The sequence below is a fragment of the Hymenobacter busanensis genome (assembly GCF_008727865.1).
Lineage (GTDB): Bacteria > Bacteroidota > Bacteroidia > Cytophagales > Hymenobacteraceae > Solirubrum > Solirubrum busanense.
The window spans coordinates 745307-765309 of sequence record NZ_VTWU01000001.1; the positions used below are offsets into that span (position 1 = coordinate 745307).

The following is a 20003-nucleotide window of genomic DNA, read 5'->3' on the forward strand; positions in this document are numbered from 1 at the left end:
CCTCGATCAGCTGGTAAGCCAGCCTTTGCGGTAGAAGTACACCAGCATGCCAATGGCAATGGCGGCCATGATGAACAGCACAATAGGGTAGCCAAACGGGTCGTAGAGCTCGGGCATGTTCAGGTGGTTGACGCCGCCGTGCGGGTTTTCGCGCGAGAAGTTCATGCCGTAGACGCCCGCAATGAAGCTCAGCGGAATGAACACGGCGCTGATCATGGTCAGCACTTTCATTACCTCGTTCATGCGGTTGCTTTGGTCCGACATGTAGAGGTCTACCAGGCTCGATACCGATTCGCGGTAGCTTTCGGACAGGTCCATGGCCTGGATGGCGTGGTCGTAACAGTCGCGGAAAAAGACCTTCATTTCCTCGGGCACCACTTCGTCATGCAGGCGCAACAGTTCCAGAATCTTGTCGCGCTCGGGGTACACCAGCCGGCGGAAGCGCACGATGTCTTTCTTGATTTGCAGGATGCGGGCCAGCAGCCGCTTCGTAGGGCGCCCCCGAATGATGAGCGTTTCCAGTTCCTCGATATAGTCGCCGATGGCGGCCATGGTGGGGTAGTAGTGGTCAAGCACCACGTCGGTGAGGGCGTAGGCAAGGTAGAGCGGCGGCCGCACCTTAATTTGGCTGAAACCTGAGCGGATGCGCTGGCGCACGGCGTCGAGGCAGTCGTCGTAGTCGTCCTGAAACGAGAGGACGTAGTTGGGGCCGGTGAAGAGCGAGAGTTGGTCGTCGTCGATTTCGAGGTCGGCCGTAAATTCCGTCATGCGCGACACCAGAAACAGGCGGTTGTTGCCGAATACCTCGGCTTTGGCCCGTTGGTAGTCGCCCAGTACGTCCTCCATTTGCAGCGGGTGCAGCTCAAAATCCACCATAATGCGCTGCATCAGGGCCACGTCGTCGTAGCCACGCACGTCAATCCAATGGCGGCGCTCGGGCTGGCTGCGGAAGGTGTGCAGCAGCTCGTCGTAGCTCTGGAACTCGTTCTCGTCGAAACCATTTTCGTCGTAGCTGAACAGAAACAGGCGCGGCTTGAGGGAGCCTTCGCGCGGCGCGAGGGTGCCGGGCCGGGCGCCCACGCCCTGCATGCGGGCCTGGCGGGTCGCGTCGCGGTCGGAAACGGCCGAGGGCTCGGGCGGGGTGGCTTCGGGCGTGGGCACCGCGTCGGAAGTAGGCGGTGCAGCCCGCCAAGGTTCGGAGGTAGCCGGCCCTAGTGCGGTCGGATCGGGGAGGGGCATGAGTTGATGAACGGGAAGGGTAGGACGCCGGCCTAACCCCGGCGCCGTCGTGGCTGGCCAACGCGCAATGCTACGTACTTCGGCCGCAAAAGGCTAGGGATGTCCCTGCGGGATGCATTTCCACCGCGACCAACTCACGCAAAACCGACCTCGACCACGCCCAGTTTGCCGGAGCTGGTGCGGGCACAACCGGCTGCTGCCAGCCGGGCCAGCCGTCCGTTGCCTTGCTATTTTGCCGTACCTTCGCCGGCTCTGCGCCGTTTGCTTTCCGTGCCCGCGTCCTCGTCCTCACCCGTTTTTCGCGAAAACTCCACTGCCGCCCGGCTGCTGCCGGCTGGGCCGGGCCGCTATGCGTGGGAGGTGCGCGAGGGGTTTGCCGAAGCATCGACCAAGGCCTTGGCGTCGGAGCTGTTCCTGTACCAGCAACCCGCGCAACTGGGCGCCAATCCATCGTCCGCAACCGAACTGCTGGCTACCCTCACCGACGCTGACTCAGGCCTCATCGTGGGCTGGTGGCCGTTGCGCCTCGCCCCCGATGGCCGGGCCGTCAGCCTCGACCAAGCACCCTTCGGGGGGCCGGACTTGCTGTCGTCGGCCGTGCCCTTGGCCGTGGTTCGTGCCTGGATTGCCGCTACCGAAGGCGAAATGCGCGCCCGGGGCGCCCGGCACTGTATGCTGCGGCTGCCCGCGCTGGCCTACGCGCCGCCGGCCATAGCGCGCGTGGCCGAGGCCCTGCGGCTAAGCGGCTACCGCACCGTACTGGCCGAGGTCAACAACCATTTGCCATTCGCCGAGGCGTACGAAACGCGGCTGCATCCCTCGGAGCGGCGGCGGCTGCACAAGTGCCAGCGCCACGGCATGCGCGTGGAGCAGGAGCCGCGCCTGCTGCTGCCGTTGGCGTACGCGTTTATGCGTCGCTGCCGGGAAGAGAAAGGCCAGGCCTTGTCGCTCAGCGAAGCCCAGCTGACCGAACTGTTTCAGCGCTTTCCCAACAATTACTTCCTGTTTTCGGTACGCGATGCGGCCGGCGAATGGGCCGCCATGACGGTGGCCGTGCTGGTCGGCAACGGCGTGCTCTATAATTTTTACCCTGCCAGTCCGCTGCACCTCAACGCTTTTAGCCCGGTGGTGCTGTTGAATGCCGGGCTGCACGCTTTTGGGCAAGCCAGCGGCCTGCGTCTGCTCGATTTGGGCACCAGCACCCTGCCCACCGGGCTGAACGAGTCGCTGCTGCGCTTCAAGCGCCATTTGGGCGGCGTGCCCAGCCTGAAACTTACGCTGGAGAAAACGTTGTAGGGCCGTGCTGCGCCGCTCATCCGCCAGCTGCCTATTTTGCGCGCACTTCCCGACTCCCATGCCGTTGCCTGCCGCCGAAGAAGATGCCCAGACGACCAGTCTGCCGCCCGCGGCCGGGCTGGGGCGCTTCGTGCGCGGCTCGTTGGGCTCCGGGGTATCGGTGCTGGCGCGGGCCGGGGGCTCGGTGGTGCTCAACAAGCTGGTGGCCGTGTACGGCGGGCCGGGCGGGCTTACCCTGCTGGCGCACTTCCAGAACCTGATGGCCTTGCTCACCACGCTGCCCAACGACGGCGTGCACGTGGGCATCGTGAAGTATCTGGCACCGCGGCGGCCCGGCTCGGCGGCGTGGCGGGCGTGGCTGTGGGCCGGCGCCCTGCTGAATGCGGCCGTGCTGATGCTGGGGTTTGCAACGCTGCTGCTATTTCGGGGCCGGCTGTTGGCCGTTTTTGAGCCTACTCCGGTTTGGGTAATGGGGCTGATGCTCGGCATAGCGCTGCTCACCGGCCACGCGTATCTGGCCGCAGTGCTGCTGGCCGCGCAACGCCTGCGCGCTTATGTCGGCCTGACGGTGGCGCTGAGCGTAGCCGGGCCGCTGGCCGTTGCGGCGGCTCTTGCGGCCGGGCAGCCGCTTCCGCGGGTGTTGCTGGCTTATTTGATGGGGCAAGGGCTGATGCTGGTGCCGACCCTTCTTACTTGCTGGCGGCTGGGGCTGTTGCGCGGGCGCTGGCAGCGGCCCAGCCGCCCGGTGCTGCTGGCGTCGGGGCGCTTTCTGCTGATGGCGCTGAGCGTACTGCTCTGCAGCAAGGCCGTCGATTTTGCGGTACGCAACCTGCTGATCAGCCGCTACAGCTTGGCCGAAACCGGTTTGTGGCAGGCTGCCGCCAAGCTGTCCGACAACTACACGATGGTGTTTTCGGCCGTGATGGGTGCGGTATACTATCCGCGCCTGGCGGCGCTGGCGCACCAACCCCACGCCCAAAAGGCGTTTGTGCGGAGCGTGTTTGGCCTGCTGGCCGTAGTGCTGGCCGCGGGCCTGGGGCTGCTCTGGCTGCTGCGCGACTGGTTGCTGCCTCTGTTGTTCGATGGTCGCTTTGCCGCAGCCCGCACCCTGCTAGGGCCGCAGCTGGCCGGCGACTGGGCCAAACTGCTCAGCTGGACGCTGCTGTACGGACTGATGGCGCGGGCCCGTGTAGGGCGGTACGTACTGGTGCAAGTAGCGTCGGCGGCAGTGTATGCGGGCTTGTTGGTGGCGTTGCTGCCCAGCCAGGGGCTGATGGGCGCGCAATTGGCCCATGCCTTCCGCTTTGGATTGTTGCTGCTGGCCTGCTTGTTTTACTTCCGGCCGTTGCGGCGCCCGGTTTCCTGATATTGCCGCTGCCTCATGCCTGCTGCTTCTAGTTTCCCTGCTCTGCCGCTTGTCACCATTGTGGCCTTGTGCCACAACCATGCGTCGTTTATAGCCGAGGCCCTCGATTCGGTAGCAGCCCAAACCTACTCTAACCTGGAAGTATGGCTGGTCGACGACGCGAGCACCGACGGCAGCCAAGCCCTGCTCCGGCAATACGCCGATCAGCACCCCGATTGGCATTTGCTGCTGCTGCCCGAAAATGTGGGCAACTGCCGCGCGTTCAATCAGGCCTTTTTTCAAAGCCGCGGCGCCTTTGTCATCGATTTCGCCACCGACGATGTGCTGCTGCCCGAGCGTGTGGCCCGGCAAGTGGCCTTCCTGCAGCAGCAGGGCCCGCGCTGCGGCATGGCCTACCACGACTGTGCCCTCATCGACGCCCAAGGCCGGTACCTTCGCAACTACTACCAGCGCGACGCGGCGGGCCGCATTGTAAAGCCCGTGCCCGCGTCGGGGGAGGTGTTTGCCGAGGTGCTGCGTCGTTACTTCATTTGCACGCCCTCCATGATGATGCGGCGCGAAACGCTGCTGGAGCTGGGCGGCTACGACGAAACGCTGGCTTACGAAGACTTCGATTTCTGGGTGCGCGCCAGCCGCAACTGGGAGTTCCATTTTCAGGACGAACTGCTGACCCGCAGACGGCGGCTGGCGCAGTCGATGTCGAGCCGTGCATACCGGCCCGGCGACCCGTACGTGGCCTCCACCATCCGCACGTGCCGGCGGGCTTTGGCCCTGTGCCAAACCTCCGACGAACGAGCTGCCCTGGCCACCCGCCTGCGCTGGGAGTTGCGGCAGGCTGTGCGTTTTCGGCACCGCGCCGAAGCCTGGCAACTTTACGACTTACTCGCCCAAACAGGCAGCGTTACCCTGCAGGATAAGGCGCTGAGTGTACTTAGTAAATTACTGAAGTAGTTGTGAAGATGTTGTTTTATTATACTATGAAATACAGTGTGTTATTGTTGGTTAGTGCTAATGAGATTGTCTCTTAAAGTTATCTGATGCTGCGGGTAACCTCATACAATTCCACCGGCCCATCCCGATCCAGCAGTTGCCGTTGAGGGTACCAGCTCAGGGCGCTGTCGGCGGAGTAGCGGAGCAGCTTGCGGGTGAGTTCAGGGTTGCTGAGCGTGGCTCGGTTTAGCAGCACATAGGCCCGTTCGCCCGAGGTCAGCGGCACGGAGTCGCGGGCCCAGAAGCGCCGAAACCGAAGCCCGGCCGGCGGCTGGAAACCGTAGTAGAAATCGACGTTGCCAATCAGATAATCGTCGACAAATACCACCCCAGCACGCGGCGCCAGCGGGTGGCGGCGCAGCACCCGGTCCTGCGCAAAGTGCGCCGATACGCTCGGCTTGCTCATGAAGTACAGGGGGCGAATTGCCAAAACCAAACCGATACCGAGTAGGCCCAGCGCCGCGTAGCGCACGGTGCGTGGCCGCAGCCAACCCCTACGCTCGACCAGCGCCAAAGCACCCAACACGGCAGCCCAGCCGAAGTAAAGTACCGCAACGCTACTGCGGTCGAGGCCGGCCAGCAGCAGCAGAGCCGCTGCATAAAGTACCGTGCGGCGTCCGGTTTGCAGCACGTCGCGCAGGCCAAAGGCGGCAGCCACGCACAGCGGCGGCAGCAACGGGGTGAGCATGCGCGGCTGCAGGGTTATGGGGTTGTATTGCGCGAGGGAGGTGCTGCCCAGCCAGTAGCCGGCCAGGGTACTCAAGCCCAGCCCCAGCCAAAAGAAACGCTCATCAGCCGGCGTGCCCGATGAAGGACGCAAGCCCCCCAAAGCCAGCAGCAGCACAAACCCCAGCCCGCTGCCGATGAGAAACAGCAGCGGCTGGTAGCTAATGCGGGCGAGCAGCGCGGCGCGGTTGCCCAGCAGGTAGTTGCCTTCCTTCAGAAACTCGTTGGTGTGCTCGATGAGGTGAATCCGGTAGAGCGCGTCGTGGGTTTGGTATTGGTAGAAAAGCAGATAGAAGCCCAGAAGCACCGCGCCGCTGCCCGCTGCCGCCAGCCAGAAACGCTGGTGTTTTCTTTGAACCAAGTCGAACACAAACAGACCCAGATAAAAAGGGGCGTAGTACACGATGGTTTCCTTGCACAGCAGGGCCGCCAGGTTCAGGACGGCTAAGCACGCTCCCCACAGCCACGGATGCCGGGCTTGGCGCCGTGCCGCGTGCAGCGTGCTGGCGGCCGCCAGGCACGCCAGCATGTTGATGTTGTCGGGGTAGAGGTAGTTGCTCAGGTTCAGCACGAAGTAGTGCAAGCCCAGCAGGAGCACGGCGCCAGCCGCCACCAGCGGTTCGCGGCGTCGGTAGTAAGCCCACAGCAGGGCGCTGCTGCCTAACGTAGCCAACAGCGGCCACAGGGTTGTGCTGATGATGTTCACCCCAAACACGGCGTAGCACAGCGCTACCGGAGCAAAAATCAGCCACCGCTCGTGCAAAGGGTCGTGCAGCAGGCCCTTAGGGTCGGGGCCCAGATGGAACGTGCCGTGCAGCAGCTGGTGGGCGTAGCGGGCGTAGTAGTAATCGTCGAGGGCATAAAGGCCTTCGTGGGTAAACACGAAGTAGGCCAGCGTGAGCAGCACCACGCCGGCAAAGGCAACATCGGCACAGCGGCGGAGCTGGGAAGGAGTAGGCAGATTCACGGCGGCGAAGTTGAAAAGAAATCGGCCACCGGGCTTCTGGAGCCGGAATGAGGAGCCGATGGCCTTACCTTGTAGGCCATGAAGCACGTCCGTATCGGCTCTTGGTTGCGCATCGTGGGGTTGCCCGTGTTGCTGGTGCTGCTCGTGGCCTTCGGTCCCGGCTGCTACTACGAAACCAACGACGACGTCGTCATTACGCTGCTGCTGCGGGGGCGCACGGCCGTGGCCCCGGTCACCAACCTGCACCTCTATTTCCACGGCTGGGCCGCCTTGCTGGCGTGGTTGTATACCCAGTGGCCCGCTGTGCCGTGGTATGGCCTGCTGCTTTACGCCCTGCTGACGCTGGCCCTGGTGTTGCTGTTTGCTTTCCTCGACCGGCTGCTGTTGCGCGCTGTCCCACAGACTCCTTGGCGCACGGCGCTGCTGGTGCTGTTTTTCTTCGCCGCATTCCTCGAGCACGTCCTGTGGTTCAACTACCTGCGGGTGCCCGTGCTGCTGGCGGGCAGCGCTGTGCTGTTTGCGGCGCAGCGGGCCCGAAGCCCGAAGTGGCCGTGGGTAGTGGCCTTTTTGTGTTTGACGGCAGCTTGGGCAATTCGCCCCAGCGGAGCCCTGCTGGGCGTGGTGGCGGTAGCACCGGCTGCGGGGTGGCTGGTCGGCCGAAGAGGACTAGGTATAGCTGCCGTCGCTTTCGGTTTGTGCGTGTCGGGAGCCGCTGTCTTGGCCTTCATAAGCACCCCCGACGCCGCCCGCTACCGCCGCCTCGACGTCCTCAAATCCAACTTCAACGACTACCACCTCACGCGCCCGGCTCCCCGCACCGCGGCCGATAGCCTGGGCGTGAGCATGGTGCAGGAATGGTTATTGGCCGATTCAATCATCGTCAATGAAGCGCTGTTTGCCCGGGCCCTGCCCGTGGACGCGCCGTATTTTGCCACCCATACTGCGCCCGAGAAGCTGTTGATGGTGGTTACCCAGCTTGCCCGCGACTATTTTCTGGTCTTGCTGCTCAACCTCGGGCTCGTTGTCGTTGGGCGACGCCATGCCCAGCCGCCGCCGTACTGGGGGCTACTTCTGACTGGCATACTGGCCTTGTTGCTCGCGCTGGGCATCGGGCTGAAACTGCCGCCCCGGGTAGCCCTGCCGTTGCTGACGTTATTTACCGTGGCCAACGCCGTGGCCGTTTTTCCCACCCTCAGCCTCGACAACTTCCGGCGCCAGTTCGGCGCGGCACTGCTGCTGCCGGGCCTGTTGGCGGTAGGCTTATACGCCTACAAAACCGTGCACCGCGTGCAAGTGCTTCAAGCTGAGCAGCGCAATCGTGCCCAAACGCTGGCCGCCATGCAAGCGCGGCTGCACAGCCGCACGCTGGTAGCCGTGGGGCTTGAAAACGAGTTCAAGTCCCTCTCGCCGTTCCTCAACTACGACCAGAATGCGGTCGGACATTGGCTGCTGCTCAGCGGCTGGCAGAGCCTGGACCCCTCGCAGGCCCAGCTGCGGTACTACTTAACCGGCACCCGCGACCAAGCCGAGGCGTTGCGGCGGCTAGCCCGGCAACCGGGTGTTTATTTTTGGCTGCCTCGCACTGGAGAAGCCGCGGCCGTGTGGCAGCACTACCTGCGCGCCCAAGGACTTTCGCACGATACCGGCCAGCTCCGTAATTTGTACCTCAACCGGTAGGCTTTTCTTCGCCGGATTTCGTATGCAGTATGCAAGTTGGATTTCGGCTGGAATTTCCACCGCTGGAATGCCTACTTTTGGCTTTTCCCCGCCTGCAGCACTTCTTCCTTCGTCCACTCCTTTTTCTCCCATTGCGCATGATTGCCACCATGACTTCCCGCGCGGAAGTACTTCAGCACCTCGAATCCTTTCTCCGAGAGAACATGAGCACGTTCCTCAAGAAAGTCGACGAGAGCTGGCAACCTTCCGACTTCCTGCCCGATTCGCGGCTGGACACGTTTTTCGACGAGGTAAAATTATTGCGCGAGCGGGCCAAAGAACTCAGCTACGACCTGTTGGCCGTGCTCGTTGGCGACACCATCACCGAAGAAGCCTTGCCCAACTACGAGGCTTGGTTTCACCAGCTCGATGACCTGAACCGCGACCCCAACAACGGCTGGGCCCAGTGGATTCGGGGCTGGACGGCCGAAGAGAACCGCCACGGCGACCTGCTCAACCGCTACCTCTACCTCTCCGGCCGCGTGAACATGCGCGAGTTTGAGGTGAGCACCCAGTACCTGATTGCCGACGGCTTCGACCTGGGCACCGCCCACGACCCGTACCGCGCGTTCGTGTACACCAGCTACCAGGAAGCTGCCACCAACCTCTCGCACCGCCGCGTGGGCACCCTGGCCCGCAAAGCCGGCGACGCCTCGCTCTCGAAGCTCTGCGGCATGATTGCCGGCGACGAAGCCCGCCATGCTCGTGTGTACCAGACGTTTGTGGAGAAAATCTTCGAAGTAGACCCGTCGGAAATGATGCTGGCCTTCGAAGACATGATGCGCAAAAAGATTGTGATGCCCGCCCACTACATGCGGGAAATGGGCGTCGAAATCGGCAAAACGTTCGGCCACTTCACCGATGCTGCCCAGCGCCTCGGCGTGTATACCAGCCAGGACTACACCGATATTCTGGAAGGCCTGCTCACTACCTGGAAAATCGACCAGATTACGGGCCTCAACGGCCCCGCCGAAAAAGCCCGCGACTACATCATGGCCCTGCCCAACCGCCTGCGCCGTGTAGCCGACCGCATGCCCGTGCCCAAGCTCGAATACAAGTTCAAATGGATTGAGTAACCGGTCTTGCTCCTAACGCAAAAGCGCCCTGACTTTGCAGCCAGGGCGCTTTTGCGTTTACGCGTAGCGGCGTCGGAAAGTAACAACCCAAGTGCCCGCCCCTGCGGCTACGGTGTGTCTTTATGATTGGCCACCAGCAGGGCCCCTTCTTTCTTGGGCATCACATATTCAATGGTGCGCGTGCCCCCGGATGGCGTGCTGTTGGGGTCGTCGGGCCGGTAGATGGGGAAGCTGCGGATAATGGTGCGGCCGTCGACGCGGAACGAATCGTGGCCTAGGTAGCCGGCCGCCAACGGGCCGTCCAGTTCGGGCAACGTCAGGTTGCGGCGGCCACGGCTCAGAAATTCGTAGCCCATAAGTTGGCCGTAGGAGCCGCTGCCGGCGTCGGTTACAAATACCAGCAACTCGGGGTAGTCGTCGTTGTTGAGGTTGGTTACCACCGCATCCGAAACCGTGCCCTCGATATCGGCGGTGGCAGCGGCCAATTCGCGGCCCAGCCGCTCGGCCCGAAGCGTGAGCTGGCGCTGACTGCCGGTGCCCAGGGTTTGCACGGCAAAGGAATAGTCGCCTCGGCTAAGCTGTTTCTGGAAGCTGACGGCCCGCGCCGGTACCGCGCTGGCCGTGGAAATTGGGTCGGCTACTTCGGTGGCGTTCCGCTGCGAGTCGCAGCCCATAGCCAGGATGGTCGTAGCCAATAGCGGGGCGAATCGCCCAAACGGAGCAAAGAATGACATACGCAACGCACGTGTGGTGGAACAAGCCGGCAAGGCCATTGATAAGAACGACCCCAGCCGAATGAGGTTACAACACCTTGCGGGACTAACCTGAAGCCCAACAAAAAAGCCCGCTGCTGGAGCGGGCTTTTTTGTTGGGGTGAACTGCAGTAAGGATTACTGCTTGGGCGGCGTGGTAGTAGAAGGCGTGCTGCCCGTAGCGGGCATCGTGCCCGGCATCAGCATGTTGTCGGAGTTGAGCGAGTACTCGATGGTACGCGTTTCGCCGGTGGGCGAGGCAGTGCCGTTGGCATCGGCGGCGCCAAAGACCGGGAAGGTGCGCACCAGCTTGTTGCCGCGCACTTCGTACTTATCCTGGCCCATGTAGCCAGTGGCCATGTCGCTGCTCAGGTTTTGGGGGGCTTTCAGCGGAACAAAGCTCTTGTCTTTGAACTCGTAAGCCTCGACACCGCCGTAGGAGCCCGAGCCCGTGCCGCTGGTAAACACGTACAGTTCGGGGTTGCCGTTGCCGTTCAGGTCACCCATCACGGCGTCGGTCACGTTGCCTTTCACGTTCAGGCGCACCGGGTCCGTCACCAACGCGTCGCCGCGGCGGGTCTTGATGGTGAGCTGCTGACCGTTGTCGGCGGTAGTCGATTGGATTTGGAACCGGTACTCGCCCTGGGTTAGGTCGCGGGTGAAGGCCACGTCGGCGGGCGGCGCGGTTTCCACGGTGGTCGAAGCCGTGGAGGTATCTTCGGTCGCGTTACGGGCCGAGTCGCAGCTTGCCATCAGAAAAAGGGCGGCTGCACCGAGCCACCAGGCAGAAGCAGAAGGTTTCATGGAGGTCAAGGGTATGGTGAGGAAGGAAGTGCGCATATAGACAATTTCCTATGCAAACGCCTTTTTTCGCCAGAGGTTACACTCCCGCAAATAAGACTTTATCAGGACACCACCTGCACGCCCTTCCAGAAAGCCACCCGCCCGCGAATATTTTCGGCGGCGGGCTTAGGCTCAGGATAATACCACGCCGCGTCTTTGTTCAGCTCGCCGTTTACCCGCACCGAATAGTAACTGGCGCGGCCTTTCCAGGGGCAGGTGGTGCCCGCAATGCTGTCTTCGAAGTACTCTCGCTTGACGGAATCGGCCGGGAAGTAATGGTTGTTTTCGACGACGACCGTGTCGTTGCTTTCGGCCAGCACCGTGTTGTTCCAAATGGCTTTCATGTAAGGGGGATTGTGTGAAGAAGGTAGGGTGAAGGATGGAGCAACTGCAGCCAACGCGTGAATAGGAGCGGGCCTGATGACCCAAATCAAACTAACCAGCCCCAACGGTTGTTTTCCGATTCAATTCCTCCTGATTATGGCTGTTGGCTTCCGCTTCCGCGACTTCGTGCCCGAAGAGTCTTCCGAAAAAGGCTTCGACACGCTGTTCAAATTATTCATGCAACTGGTCACCATCACGTCCGGCGACGTGGCCGAGGCCCTGTCGTGGCTTAATGAGCTCGACAAGCAGTACGGCCTCACCGACGACGAGTACGGCATGGGCGACTTCATCGAAGACCTCAAGAAGAAAGGCTACATCGACGAAAACGAGCAGCAACTCGGCGAGCTGAAGATTACGGCCAAAACCGAGCGGCAGATTCGGCGCTCCTCGCTGGAGGAAATCTTCGGCAAGCTCAAGCGCGGCACCCAGGGCAACCACCGCACCCCGCACGCCGGCCAGGGCGACGAGCTGACCACCGACCTGCGCGACTACCAGTTCGGCGACACCATCGAGCAGATCGAAATGACCGAGAGCCTGCGCAACGCGCAACTCAACCACGGCCTCGAAGGGCAGTACCTGCTCACCGAAGGCGACCTGGAAGTGCGCGACACCGAGCACAAAACTCAGACGAGCACGGTGCTGATGATTGACATTTCGCACTCGATGATTCTCTACGGCGAGGACCGCATTACCCCCGCCAAAAAGGTGGCCATGGCCCTGGCTGAGCTAGTGAAGCAGAAGTACCCCAAGGACTTCCTCGACATCATCGTGTTCGGCAACGACGCCTGGCAGATCGAGGTGAAAGACTTGCCCTACTTGCAAGTAGGCCCCTACCACACCAACACCGTGGCGGGGTTGGAGCTGGCCATGGACCTGCTGCGCAAGCGCAAAACGGCCAACAAGCAGATTTTCATGATTACCGACGGCAAGCCCACGTGTTTGAAAGAGCCCAACGGCTACTACAAGAACTCGTTCGGCCTCGACCGCAAAGTGGTGAATAAGACCCTGAACCTGGCCGCTGCCGCCCGCCGGCTCAAGATTCCCATCACCACCTTTATGATTGCCTCCGACCCCTATCTGCAGCAGTTCGTGCGCGAGTTCACCGAAATCAACCAGGGCAAAGCCTACTACAGTAGCCTGAAAGGCTTGGGCAACATGATTTTCGAAGACTACAAGCGCAACCGCCGCAAGACGCTCTAGCCTTGCTTCAGCAACGCCGACACCAAGAAAGCCCGCGTTGCTGCGGGCTTTCTTTTTATATAAAAAACGGCGGACTCAAGGTTGAGTCCGCCGTCCAATGCAGCGCAATGTGTTGTTCCCTTAACGCGTGGCTACTGCATTGGCCGCCGAGCCGTCTTCGGGCGTGGCGTTTTTGATGGCGGGTACGGTTTTCAGGTAAGCGTACATGGCCTTGGCTTCGGCGTCGTCCATGATGCTGAACTTGGGCATGGGGTTGCGTAGCGGGCCGCTGGGCGACTGGCCAAACTTGACGGCCTGCACGAACTGTTGCTCGGTCCAGTCGCCAATACCGGTTTCTACATCGGGGGTTATGTTGCGTGAGAGGATGGTTTGCCCGTCTTTAGTCACGAAATGGTTGCCGCCGCCCAGAAACCCTCCCGACTTTTCGGGCTCCATGACGTTGTTGCTCTTAAAGTCCTTTGAATGGCAGTCGTAGCACAGGTAACGGGCCGTGACGAGGTAATGACCTAAAGCCACCTGATCGGTAGCTGCAGGCACCTTAATGACCTTGCTGGGCAGGGGGGTAGGCTTCATCACCGTGTTGGTGAGGGCCTTGGCCAGGAACGACGGTTCTTGCGGGTGCGAAGCTATGGCTTGGGGCTGCACCAGTGCGTTATCGGAGCGCAGGAATGCCACAATGCTGTAGATGTCCTCGTCGGCCATGTGCACGAAGGTGGGCATCACCACCCGGTAGCGTCCCTCACGGCCGATGCCGGTGCGAAACAGGCCGATCAATTCTTCGTCGGTCCACTGGCCAATACCCATTTGGGGATGCTGGGTAATGTTGGCCGAATACAGCTTGCCGAACTCGGCGGGCAAGTCGTCGATGTGGCGGCCGGTCAGACCCCCGGTCTTCTTGTCGAGGTGGCAGTCGGCGCACATCGACATGGCTATTTTCTCGCCCTGTACCACGCGCTCGGGCGTGATGGCCACCTTTTGAGCCGGCAGCTTGGGCGGCTCGTAGCTGGGAATGCCGCGCACCTGCACAAACCCAGCGGCACACACCACCAAGAAAAGCACAGCGGCCAGCGCAATGCCAATGATTTTGAACGCTTTTTTCATTGCGGGGGAGAACTGATGAGCGAAGTAGTGTCTAGTACAAAAGTATGTTTGCTTTGCACCCTTGTCACTCGCATAATCATGTGAGCCCGCCTTCCCTGCAAATGATTCCCGCCAAGCGCTATTTCGCTGCCACGGCCGCCGAACCGTCTTCGGGCGTGGCGTTTTTGATGACCGGCACCGTGCGCAGGTAGGCAAAAATGGCGCGGGCTTCGTCGTCGGTTACCAGCGAGTATTTGGGCATGGGGTAGCGCAACACGCCGTTGGGAGACTTGCCGTACTTCATGGCCTGCGTAAACTGCTCCGCGGTCCAGTCACCGGTGCCGGTTTCCGGGTCGGCCGTGAGGTTGCGGCTGATGATGTCGTGGCCCTCGGCATCCTGCAGCACCGAGCCGCCGCCCATGTAGCCGAAGGACTTCTCGGGGTTCTTGCTATCGGTCTTGAGAATGTCGCCGGAGTGGCAGTCGTAGCACTTGTAGCGCGACGTGACGAGGTAATTGCCGAAGGCCACCGCATCGGCCGGGTTCGGCTGTAGAATGGGCTTGGCGGGCAACTCCGCGGGCTGGATGATGGTGTTAGCCAGTACGTTGCCAAAGAAGCTGGGCTCCTGCACGTGCGAGGTTTGCGACGCTGGCTGCACTTCGGCCTCGCCCGAGCGCAGGAAAGCCACAATGCTCAGCACGTCTTCGTCGGAGAGCCGCTCAAAGCTGGGCATTACCGAGCGGATGCGCCCGTCGGGGCCGATGCCCGTACGCAACAGCGTAACCACCTGCGCATCGGTCCAGCCGCCGATACCGTGGGCTTTGTCGCTGGTGATGTTGGCCGAGTAGAAGCGGCCAAACTGAGCCGGAATATCTTTCAGCTCTTGCCCGCTGAAGCGGCCGGTTTTCTTGTCGAAGTGGCAGGAAGCACAGATGCTCATGGCCAGCCGCCGGCCGTGTTCGATGCGGGCCGGCGTGTAAGCCACCGGCGCCAGCTTCAGCTTGGGCACATCGTAGCTCGGAATGCCCCGAACCTGCACAAACGTGGCGGCGCAGGCGCCCAAAAAAACGAGGCCGGCCACGAGCAGGCCAAGGACGCGCAATACTTTTTTCATAGCTCTTGAGAGAGTAAGCGGTAAGTGGAGCGGGAACAGGGGCAAAAGTACCGGCCTCGGAAATGCGTGTCAGTAGCATAAACATGTGAACTTCAGACCGCCCCGAGCGTACTCGAACCAGCGGCCGGCTTCGGCTGTTAAGCTAACCGGGACCATTCCCCTTCGTATCTGCCCCTTGATGAACCACGAATCTATCCGCACCCTCGGCCAACTGAAAGCCGCTGGGTATCAGCCGCGTTCGGTACGGCAAGAGCTCCGCGACAACCTAATCGACATCCTGCGCCGCCGCGAAAACGCCTTCCCCGGCATCCACGGCTACGAGGAGACGGTGATACCCGACCTGCAGCGTGCCATCCTGTCGATGCACCACATCAATTTGCTAGGCCTGCGCGGCCAGGCCAAGACGCGCATTGCCCGCCAGCTGGTGCAATTGCTCGACGAATACATTCCTGTGGTGGAAGGCTCGGAGCTGAACGACGACCCGCTGCAGCCGCTCTCGCGCTATGCGCGCGACATCGTGGCCGAGCGCGGCGACGATACGCCCATCGCCTGGCTGCACCGCGACGAGCGGTACACCGAGAAGCTGGCCACGCCCGATGTGTCGGTGGCCGACCTCATCGGCGACGCCGACCCCATTAAAGCTGCCACGCTCAAGCTGCCGTACTCCGATGAGCGCGTGATTCACTTTGGCCTGATTCCGCGCGCCCACCGCGGCATCTTCGTCATCAACGAACTGCCCGACTTACAGGCCCGGATTCAGGTGGCGCTGTTTAACATTTTGCAGGAAGGCGACATCCAGATTCGCGGTTTCAAGGTGCGCCTGCCGCTCGATCTGCAGTTTGTCTTCACCGCCAACCCCGAAGACTACACCAACCGCGGCTCCATCGTGACGCCGCTCAAGGACCGCATCGACGCGCAAATCATCACGCACTACCCCAAAACCATCGACATCGGCAAGCGCATTACCCAGCAGGAAGCGCGCCTGACCGACGCCCAGCGCCAACTGGTGACCGGCAACGAAGTGGTGCACGATTTGGTGGAGCAGGTGGCCATCGAGGCCCGCGCCTCTGAGTACGTCGACGCCAAGTCGGGCGTGTCGGCGCGCCTGACCATTTCGGCCTACGAGCAGGTTATTGCCGCGGCCGAGCGCCGGGCCTTGCTGAACGGCGAGACGCAAACCAACGTGCGCATCGGCGACTTTCTGGCTGCCGTGCCCGCCATTACGGGCAAGGTGGAGCTGGTGTACGAGGGCGAGCAGGAGGGAGCCGGCATTGTGGCCGAGAAGCTGATGGGCAAGGCCCTGCGCACCCAGTTTCTGCAGTACTTCCCCGACCCCGAGAAAAGCAAGAAGCAGAAGGACAAGCCCAACCCCTACAAGCCGGTGCAGGACTGGTTTGGCGGCCACACCGTGGATTTGCTCCACGATTCCTCCGACGCCGACTACCGCGCCCTGCTCGATGTGGTGCCCGGCCTGCGCGACTTGGCCAAAGACAGCGTGCCCGCCGAGCTGTTCAAGGACAACCCGTATTTCTGGATGGAGTTTGCCCTGCACGGCATGGCCGAGCTGAGCATGATTTCGCGCAACCGCCTCACGGCCGGCGCGCAGTTCAAAGACCTGCTCAGCTCCATGTTCACCATGCCCACCTTCGGGCAGGACGACGATGACGACGAGGACGAAGACTTCAACCGCAAGCGCCGCCGGCGGTAGGTTGTACTGCATTGCAACGCACAGGGCCTCCCGGCGCAAGCGGGGAGGCCCTGTGTTTTAAGAAGCTAGGTTCATCGAGGAAAGGCGGTGGTTCGGATAGTGAAGAAGCGGGCCGAGCGAAACCCCAAGCAACGAGGCCCAGAGCGTGCGTTGCTTTGCAGCAGTTCTGGTCGGGAAAGCCGGCCAAACAAACCCACACCTTCGTTTCTCCCACCTGCCATGACTGCCTCATTTGCCCGCCGCTTCGCCTGCCTGCTGCTCACCCTCGCGCTTGTTCTGCCCCTAGCTTCGTCGGCGCTGGCAGCCTCGTCGGGCAACGGATTGTTTGGGCGCAGCATGGCTAAGGCGGGCCGCCTGCACCGCCCTGTGTACAAGAAATACCAGCCCGGCTGCCGCTGGATTTTTCAAAAATAAACCCACCCAGGTCGCGCACTTTGCGGTGCGCAAATTCGGCCGCTACTCCGCCCCGCGGCCGGAGCTGCCTGCGGGCAGCAAGCAAAAGCCCCAACACCAAATTGGCGTTGGGGCTTTTCTATTGCAGATGAGCGAGGTTTATGCCTCGTTCACCACCACTTTGTTGATGGTGTCGTTGGGCTTGATCTGGTCAATCACGTCGAGTCCTTCTACCACTTTGCCGAACACGGTGTGCACGCGGTCGAGGTGGGCGGTGTTGTCGCGCGAGTGGCAGATGAAGAACTGCGAGCCGCCGGTGTTGCGGCCAGCATGGGCCATGCTCAGCACGCCGCGGTCGTGGTACTGGTTGCCGCCCGAGGTTTCGCAGTCAATTTTGTAGCCGGGGCCGCCGGTGCCGGGCGTGCCCTTGGCGCCGTCGCGGGTGTTGGGGCAACCGCCCTGAATCACGAAGTTGGGCAGTACGCGGTGAAATTTCAGGCCGTCGTAGTAGCCTTTCTGGGCCAGGTCGATAAAGTTCTTGACGGTGTTGGGTGCGTCATGGTCGAAGAACTCGACTTTCATGACGCCTTTGGCGGTGTGAATCTCAGCGGTTTTCATCGGGAAAAACAGAAAAAGTAGGAGGGAGCCGCCCACGGCAAATGGGCAGACGGCGGGGCAAAAGTAGGTTTTTGTGAACGGGAGCCAATCCGAAGGGTTTCGGCCTTGCGTATAGTCCTGCCGCTATGTAAACAATCCCGTCCACTGGGGACTTGTCCGTAGCAACAACCCACACCACATCTTTCCAACCTTTTCCATGAAGAAAGTCTTCACGACTGCCTCGTTGGCACTGCTGGCCGCCGCAACCCTCGGCCTGAGCAGCTGCGGCGACAACAAAACCACCGAAACCACTTCCACCACCGAAACCAGCACGGCAACCGAGTCGGCTCCCGTGGCCGATTCGGCTGCGGCCAGCAGCGCCACGGGTGGCGTAATGGTGGGCGGGGCCATGATGACGCCCGACAAGGACATCGTGGCCAACGCCCTCGGCTCGGCCGACCACACCACGCTGGTAGCCGCCGTGAAGGCCGCTGGCTTGGTGGAAACGCTGCAGGGCAAAGGGCCCTTCACCGTATTTGCCCCCACCAACGCCGCCTTCAATGCCCTGCCCGCTGGCACTGTCGATGGGCTGCTGAAGCCGGAAAATAAGGCCAAGCTGACCGGTGTGCTTACCTACCACGTAGTGCCCGGCGCCCTGCGCGCCGCCGACCTAAAAGACGGCCAGGAGCTGACCACCGTGCAAGGCGAAAAGCTGAAAGTGGGCATGGCCGATGGCAAAACGACCATTAACGGCGCCACCGTGGAAATTGCCGACGTGATTTCCAGCAACGGCGTGACCCACGTAATCAACCAGGTATTGCTGCCGAAGATGTAATCCGAGCAGCAACGACAAAAAAGCCCGGCTCCCAAGGCCGGGCTTTTTTGCTGCCCAAACGGCCAAACCTTCCGCGGCGTTCGTGCGTCCCTAGTTTTGCCCCACCAACTGCTACTTCGCCATGCGCTTCCGCTTTGCTTTTTTAGTGGCCCTTGTGCCGCTGCTCGCCGCCTGCAACTCCGAGCCCGCCGAAACCGACCCCACCGCCACCGAAGGCGCCTCCATTGCCGATTCCTTGGCCTACGACCCCAACGCCAGTACCGACTCGGCGCGGATGGGCAAGGCGGGCGGTGTGGCGGTGGGTGGCGTGGCCCTCACAGCCGATAAAACCCTGGCCCAGAACGTCGAGGCAACGCCTGCCTTTAGCCGGTTGGCGCAGGCCGCCAAGCAAACCGATTTGGCTGACCGGCTGGCTGGTGAAGGCCCTTACACCATTTTCGCACCCGACAATGCCGCCTTCAACAAGCTACCGTACGGCGCCATGGCTGGCCTGCTCAAGCCCGAAAGCAAAGACAAACTGCAAGGCCTCGTGGGCTACCACATCATTCTGAGCCGCCTGCTGGCCGTAGACCTGCGCGACGGGCAGGAACTGACCACGCTCAACGGCCAGAAAATCAAGATTGGGGTGAACGGCAGCAAGCTGACCGTGAACGGGGCCAATGTAACCACCCCCGACGTGGTGTCGAGCAACGGCATCATCCACGTCATCGACAAAGTGCTGCTGCCCCCGGCCGAATAAATAATAGCTGAAGCTGCAAAACGACAGGCCCGGATTGCGCAATCCGGGCCTGTCGTTTGTATAACCTTACCGCTCGATGCCCGCACCCTCGGACACCCGGCGTGCGAAAGACGTCCAGTCCTCGTCGTGGCGGCGGCGCAGCACGGTGGCGCTCAGGTGGTCGAGGATGATGTTGGCGAAGGGCATCGGCACTCCGTGGGTGCGGGCCTGGTCGAGCACCAGGTTAAGGTCTTTCTCCAGCAGTTGCGGCCCCGCACCCAGGGGCTTGTAATCCTCGGTGGCCACCATGCGCCCGTAGCTTTTGTAGATGGGCGTGTCGAACATGGTGCTGGTGAACATTTCGTAGACCTGCTGCCGGTTCAGGCCACTTTTTTCGGCCAACGTAAAGGCCTCGGCCATGGCTTCGATGGCGGCGCCCAGCATAAAATTGCCGCAGAGCTTCACCACGTTGGCTGCCCCCACGGCCTCGCCAAAATCGTGAATGCCCTGGCTGTACGTTTCCAGCAACGGCCGCACACGCTGCTTGGCTTCGGCGGGGCCCGACATGCACACCCACAGCTTGCCGGCCGCTGCGGCGTCGGGCTTGCCAAACACAGGCGCGGCTACCAGTTGCGCTCCGCGTTCGGAGTGGGCGCGGGCCAGGTCTTCGTTGGTGCCGGGCCCCACGGTGCTGCACGATACGTGCACCGCGTGGGCGGGCAGCGTGCTCAAGATGCCGTCGGGGCCAAAGGTTATTTCTTCCAGGGCCGGTGCGTCGGTAAGCATGGTAAACACCACGTGGGCGTCGCGGGCGGCCTCGGCGGGCGAGGAGGCTTCCTCGGCCCCCAGGTGATGCAGGGCTTCGGTTTTGCCGGAGGTGCGGTTGTACACGCACATTTGATGCCCCGCATTGAGCAGGTGAGTGGCCATGGCGGCACCCATGTGGCCGGTGCCCACAAAACCGATGCGAAGACGCGGTTGCTGTTCCATATTCGCCTGAAAC

19 protein-coding genes are annotated in these 20003 nt (G+C 61.9%); 10 read left to right on the plus strand and 9 right to left on the minus strand.

Features of this window, described 5'->3' with window-relative positions; translation table 11 throughout:
- Positions 1-6: 6 nt before the first annotated feature.
- Complete coding sequence (gene corA / locus F0P96_RS03075; protein WP_151077259.1) at positions 7-1239, minus strand: magnesium/cobalt transporter CorA; 1233 nt, start codon at positions 1237-1239, stop codon at positions 7-9.
- Positions 1240-1509: 270 nt separating this feature from the next.
- On the opposite strand from corA, the gene F0P96_RS03080 reads away from it, so the two are divergent.
- The 3 genes from F0P96_RS03080 to F0P96_RS03090 are packed head-to-tail and all read left to right on the plus strand — an operon-like array spanning position 1510 to position 4852.
- The gene (locus tag F0P96_RS03080; protein WP_160620000.1) at positions 1510-2535 is read left to right on the plus strand and encodes a GNAT family N-acetyltransferase; all 1026 of its coding nucleotides are present in this window, start codon (positions 1510-1512) and stop codon (positions 2533-2535) included.
- A 58-nt stretch (positions 2536-2593) separates the two neighbouring features.
- On the plus strand, positions 2594-3901 hold the full coding sequence (locus F0P96_RS03085) for an MATE family efflux transporter (RefSeq protein ID WP_151077261.1): 1308 nt from the start codon (positions 2594-2596) through the stop codon (positions 3899-3901).
- 15 nt (positions 3902-3916) lie between these two features.
- Positions 3917-4852, plus strand: a complete 936-nt coding sequence (locus tag F0P96_RS03090) for a glycosyltransferase family 2 protein (protein ID WP_151077262.1) — start codon at positions 3917-3919, stop codon at positions 4850-4852.
- A gap of 79 nt (positions 4853-4931) precedes the next feature.
- On the opposite strand, the gene F0P96_RS03095 is transcribed toward F0P96_RS03090, so the two are convergent.
- A complete protein-coding gene (locus tag F0P96_RS03095; RefSeq protein WP_160619998.1) occupies positions 4932-6584 on the minus strand; it encodes a glycosyltransferase family 39 protein in 1653 nt (550 codons plus the stop codon).
- A gap of 78 nt (positions 6585-6662) precedes the next feature.
- On the opposite strand from F0P96_RS03095, the gene F0P96_RS20850 reads away from it, so the two are divergent.
- Both F0P96_RS20850 and F0P96_RS03100 read left to right on the plus strand, forming a co-directional pair.
- Complete coding sequence (locus F0P96_RS20850; protein WP_160619996.1) at positions 6663-8261, plus strand: hypothetical protein; 1599 nt, start codon at positions 6663-6665, stop codon at positions 8259-8261.
- 137 nt (positions 8262-8398) lie between these two features.
- A complete protein-coding gene (locus F0P96_RS03100; RefSeq protein ID WP_151077264.1) occupies positions 8399-9376 on the plus strand; it encodes an acyl-ACP desaturase in 978 nt (325 codons plus the stop codon).
- Positions 9377-9483: 107 nt separating this feature from the next.
- Here the strand turns inward: F0P96_RS03100 and F0P96_RS03105 are convergent, their stop codons facing one another.
- The 3 genes from F0P96_RS03105 to F0P96_RS03115 all read right to left on the minus strand — a co-directional run bounded on the left by F0P96_RS03105 (position 9484) and on the right by F0P96_RS03115 (position 11315).
- Complete coding sequence (locus tag F0P96_RS03105; RefSeq protein WP_151077265.1) at positions 9484-10110, minus strand: hypothetical protein; 627 nt, start codon at positions 10108-10110, stop codon at positions 9484-9486.
- Between the two features lie 156 nt (positions 10111-10266).
- The gene (locus tag F0P96_RS03110; RefSeq protein ID WP_160619994.1) at positions 10267-10932 is read right to left on the minus strand and encodes a PliI family lysozyme inhibitor of I-type lysozyme; all 666 of its coding nucleotides are present in this window, start codon (positions 10930-10932) and stop codon (positions 10267-10269) included.
- A gap of 101 nt (positions 10933-11033) precedes the next feature.
- Positions 11034-11315, minus strand: coding sequence for a DUF427 domain-containing protein (locus F0P96_RS03115; protein ID WP_151077267.1), 282 nt, complete (start codon positions 11313-11315; stop codon positions 11034-11036).
- Between the two features lie 136 nt (positions 11316-11451).
- On the opposite strand from F0P96_RS03115, the gene F0P96_RS03120 reads away from it, so the two are divergent.
- Positions 11452-12555 carry a vWA domain-containing protein gene (locus F0P96_RS03120; protein ID WP_151077268.1) on the plus strand — a complete coding sequence of 368 codons (1104 nt, stop codon included), beginning with the start codon at positions 11452-11454 and terminating at the stop codon, positions 12553-12555.
- A gap of 120 nt (positions 12556-12675) precedes the next feature.
- Here the strand turns inward: F0P96_RS03120 and F0P96_RS03125 are convergent, their stop codons facing one another.
- On the minus strand, positions 12676-13656 hold the full coding sequence (locus F0P96_RS03125; RefSeq protein ID WP_151077269.1) for a c-type cytochrome: 981 nt from the start codon (positions 13654-13656) through the stop codon (positions 12676-12678).
- A gap of 118 nt (positions 13657-13774) precedes the next feature.
- Entirely contained in the window at positions 13775-14749 is a 975-nt protein-coding gene (locus F0P96_RS03130) for a c-type cytochrome (RefSeq protein ID WP_151077270.1), read from the minus strand.
- Positions 14750-14927: 178 nt separating this feature from the next.
- Between F0P96_RS03130 and F0P96_RS03135 the strand changes: the two genes are divergently transcribed.
- Complete coding sequence (locus tag F0P96_RS03135; RefSeq protein WP_151077271.1) at positions 14928-16457, plus strand: sigma 54-interacting transcriptional regulator; 1530 nt, start codon at positions 14928-14930, stop codon at positions 16455-16457.
- A 219-nt stretch (positions 16458-16676) separates the two neighbouring features.
- Positions 16677-16871: a hypothetical protein gene (locus tag F0P96_RS03140; protein WP_151077272.1), complete on the plus strand. Its 195-nt coding sequence runs from the start codon at positions 16677-16679 to the stop codon at positions 16869-16871.
- A gap of 138 nt (positions 16872-17009) precedes the next feature.
- Here the strand turns inward: F0P96_RS03140 and F0P96_RS03145 are convergent, their stop codons facing one another.
- Positions 17010-17468: a peptidylprolyl isomerase gene (locus F0P96_RS03145; protein ID WP_151077273.1), complete on the minus strand. Its 459-nt coding sequence runs from the start codon at positions 17466-17468 to the stop codon at positions 17010-17012.
- A 196-nt stretch (positions 17469-17664) separates the two neighbouring features.
- Here F0P96_RS03145 and F0P96_RS03150 point away from each other — a divergent pair, with 196 nt between their 5' ends.
- Positions 17665-18282 (plus strand): fasciclin domain-containing protein, encoded by a 618-nt coding sequence (locus F0P96_RS03150; RefSeq protein ID WP_151077274.1) that lies wholly within the window; start codon positions 17665-17667, stop codon positions 18280-18282.
- Between the two features lie 121 nt (positions 18283-18403).
- Complete coding sequence (locus F0P96_RS03155; protein ID WP_151077275.1) at positions 18404-19021, plus strand: fasciclin domain-containing protein; 618 nt, start codon at positions 18404-18406, stop codon at positions 19019-19021.
- 66 nt (positions 19022-19087) lie between these two features.
- Here F0P96_RS03155 and F0P96_RS03160 read toward each other — a convergent pair whose 3' ends face one another.
- Positions 19088-19990, minus strand: a complete 903-nt coding sequence (locus tag F0P96_RS03160) for an NAD(P)-dependent oxidoreductase (protein WP_151077276.1) — start codon at positions 19988-19990, stop codon at positions 19088-19090.
- Between the last annotated feature and the right edge of the window lie 13 nt (positions 19991-20003).

Excerpts from the sequence above, each read along its gene's own strand:
- corA (WP_151077259.1), bottom strand. The coding sequence starts at position 1,239 with ATGCCCCTCCCCGATCCGACCGCACTAGGGCCGGCTACCTCCGAACCT.
- F0P96_RS03085 (WP_151077261.1), top strand. The coding sequence starts at position 2,594 with ATGCCGTTGCCTGCCGCCGAAGAAGATGCCCAGACGACCAGTCTGCCG.
- F0P96_RS03090 (WP_151077262.1), top strand. The coding sequence starts at position 3,917 with ATGCCTGCTGCTTCTAGTTTCCCTGCTCTGCCGCTTGTCACCATTGTG.
- F0P96_RS20850 (WP_160619996.1), top strand. The coding sequence starts at position 6,663 with ATGAAGCACGTCCGTATCGGCTCTTGGTTGCGCATCGTGGGGTTGCCC.
- F0P96_RS03100 (WP_151077264.1), top strand. The coding sequence starts at position 8,399 with ATGATTGCCACCATGACTTCCCGCGCGGAAGTACTTCAGCACCTCGAA.
- F0P96_RS03105 (WP_151077265.1), bottom strand. The coding sequence starts at position 10,110 with ATGTCATTCTTTGCTCCGTTTGGGCGATTCGCCCCGCTATTGGCTACG.
- F0P96_RS03110 (WP_160619994.1), bottom strand. The coding sequence starts at position 10,932 with ATGAAACCTTCTGCTTCTGCCTGGTGGCTCGGTGCAGCCGCCCTTTTT.
- F0P96_RS03115 (WP_151077267.1), bottom strand. The coding sequence starts at position 11,315 with ATGAAAGCCATTTGGAACAACACGGTGCTGGCCGAAAGCAACGACACG.
- F0P96_RS03120 (WP_151077268.1), top strand. The coding sequence starts at position 11,452 with ATGGCTGTTGGCTTCCGCTTCCGCGACTTCGTGCCCGAAGAGTCTTCC.
- F0P96_RS03125 (WP_151077269.1), bottom strand. The coding sequence starts at position 13,656 with ATGAAAAAAGCGTTCAAAATCATTGGCATTGCGCTGGCCGCTGTGCTT.
- F0P96_RS03130 (WP_151077270.1), bottom strand. The coding sequence starts at position 14,749 with ATGAAAAAAGTATTGCGCGTCCTTGGCCTGCTCGTGGCCGGCCTCGTT.
- F0P96_RS03135 (WP_151077271.1), top strand. The coding sequence starts at position 14,928 with ATGAACCACGAATCTATCCGCACCCTCGGCCAACTGAAAGCCGCTGGG.
- F0P96_RS03140 (WP_151077272.1), top strand. The coding sequence starts at position 16,677 with ATGACTGCCTCATTTGCCCGCCGCTTCGCCTGCCTGCTGCTCACCCTC.
- F0P96_RS03145 (WP_151077273.1), bottom strand. The coding sequence starts at position 17,468 with ATGAAAACCGCTGAGATTCACACCGCCAAAGGCGTCATGAAAGTCGAG.
- F0P96_RS03150 (WP_151077274.1), top strand. The coding sequence starts at position 17,665 with ATGAAGAAAGTCTTCACGACTGCCTCGTTGGCACTGCTGGCCGCCGCA.
- F0P96_RS03155 (WP_151077275.1), top strand. The coding sequence starts at position 18,404 with ATGCGCTTCCGCTTTGCTTTTTTAGTGGCCCTTGTGCCGCTGCTCGCC.
- F0P96_RS03160 (WP_151077276.1), bottom strand. The coding sequence starts at position 19,990 with ATGGAACAGCAACCGCGTCTTCGCATCGGTTTTGTGGGCACCGGCCAC.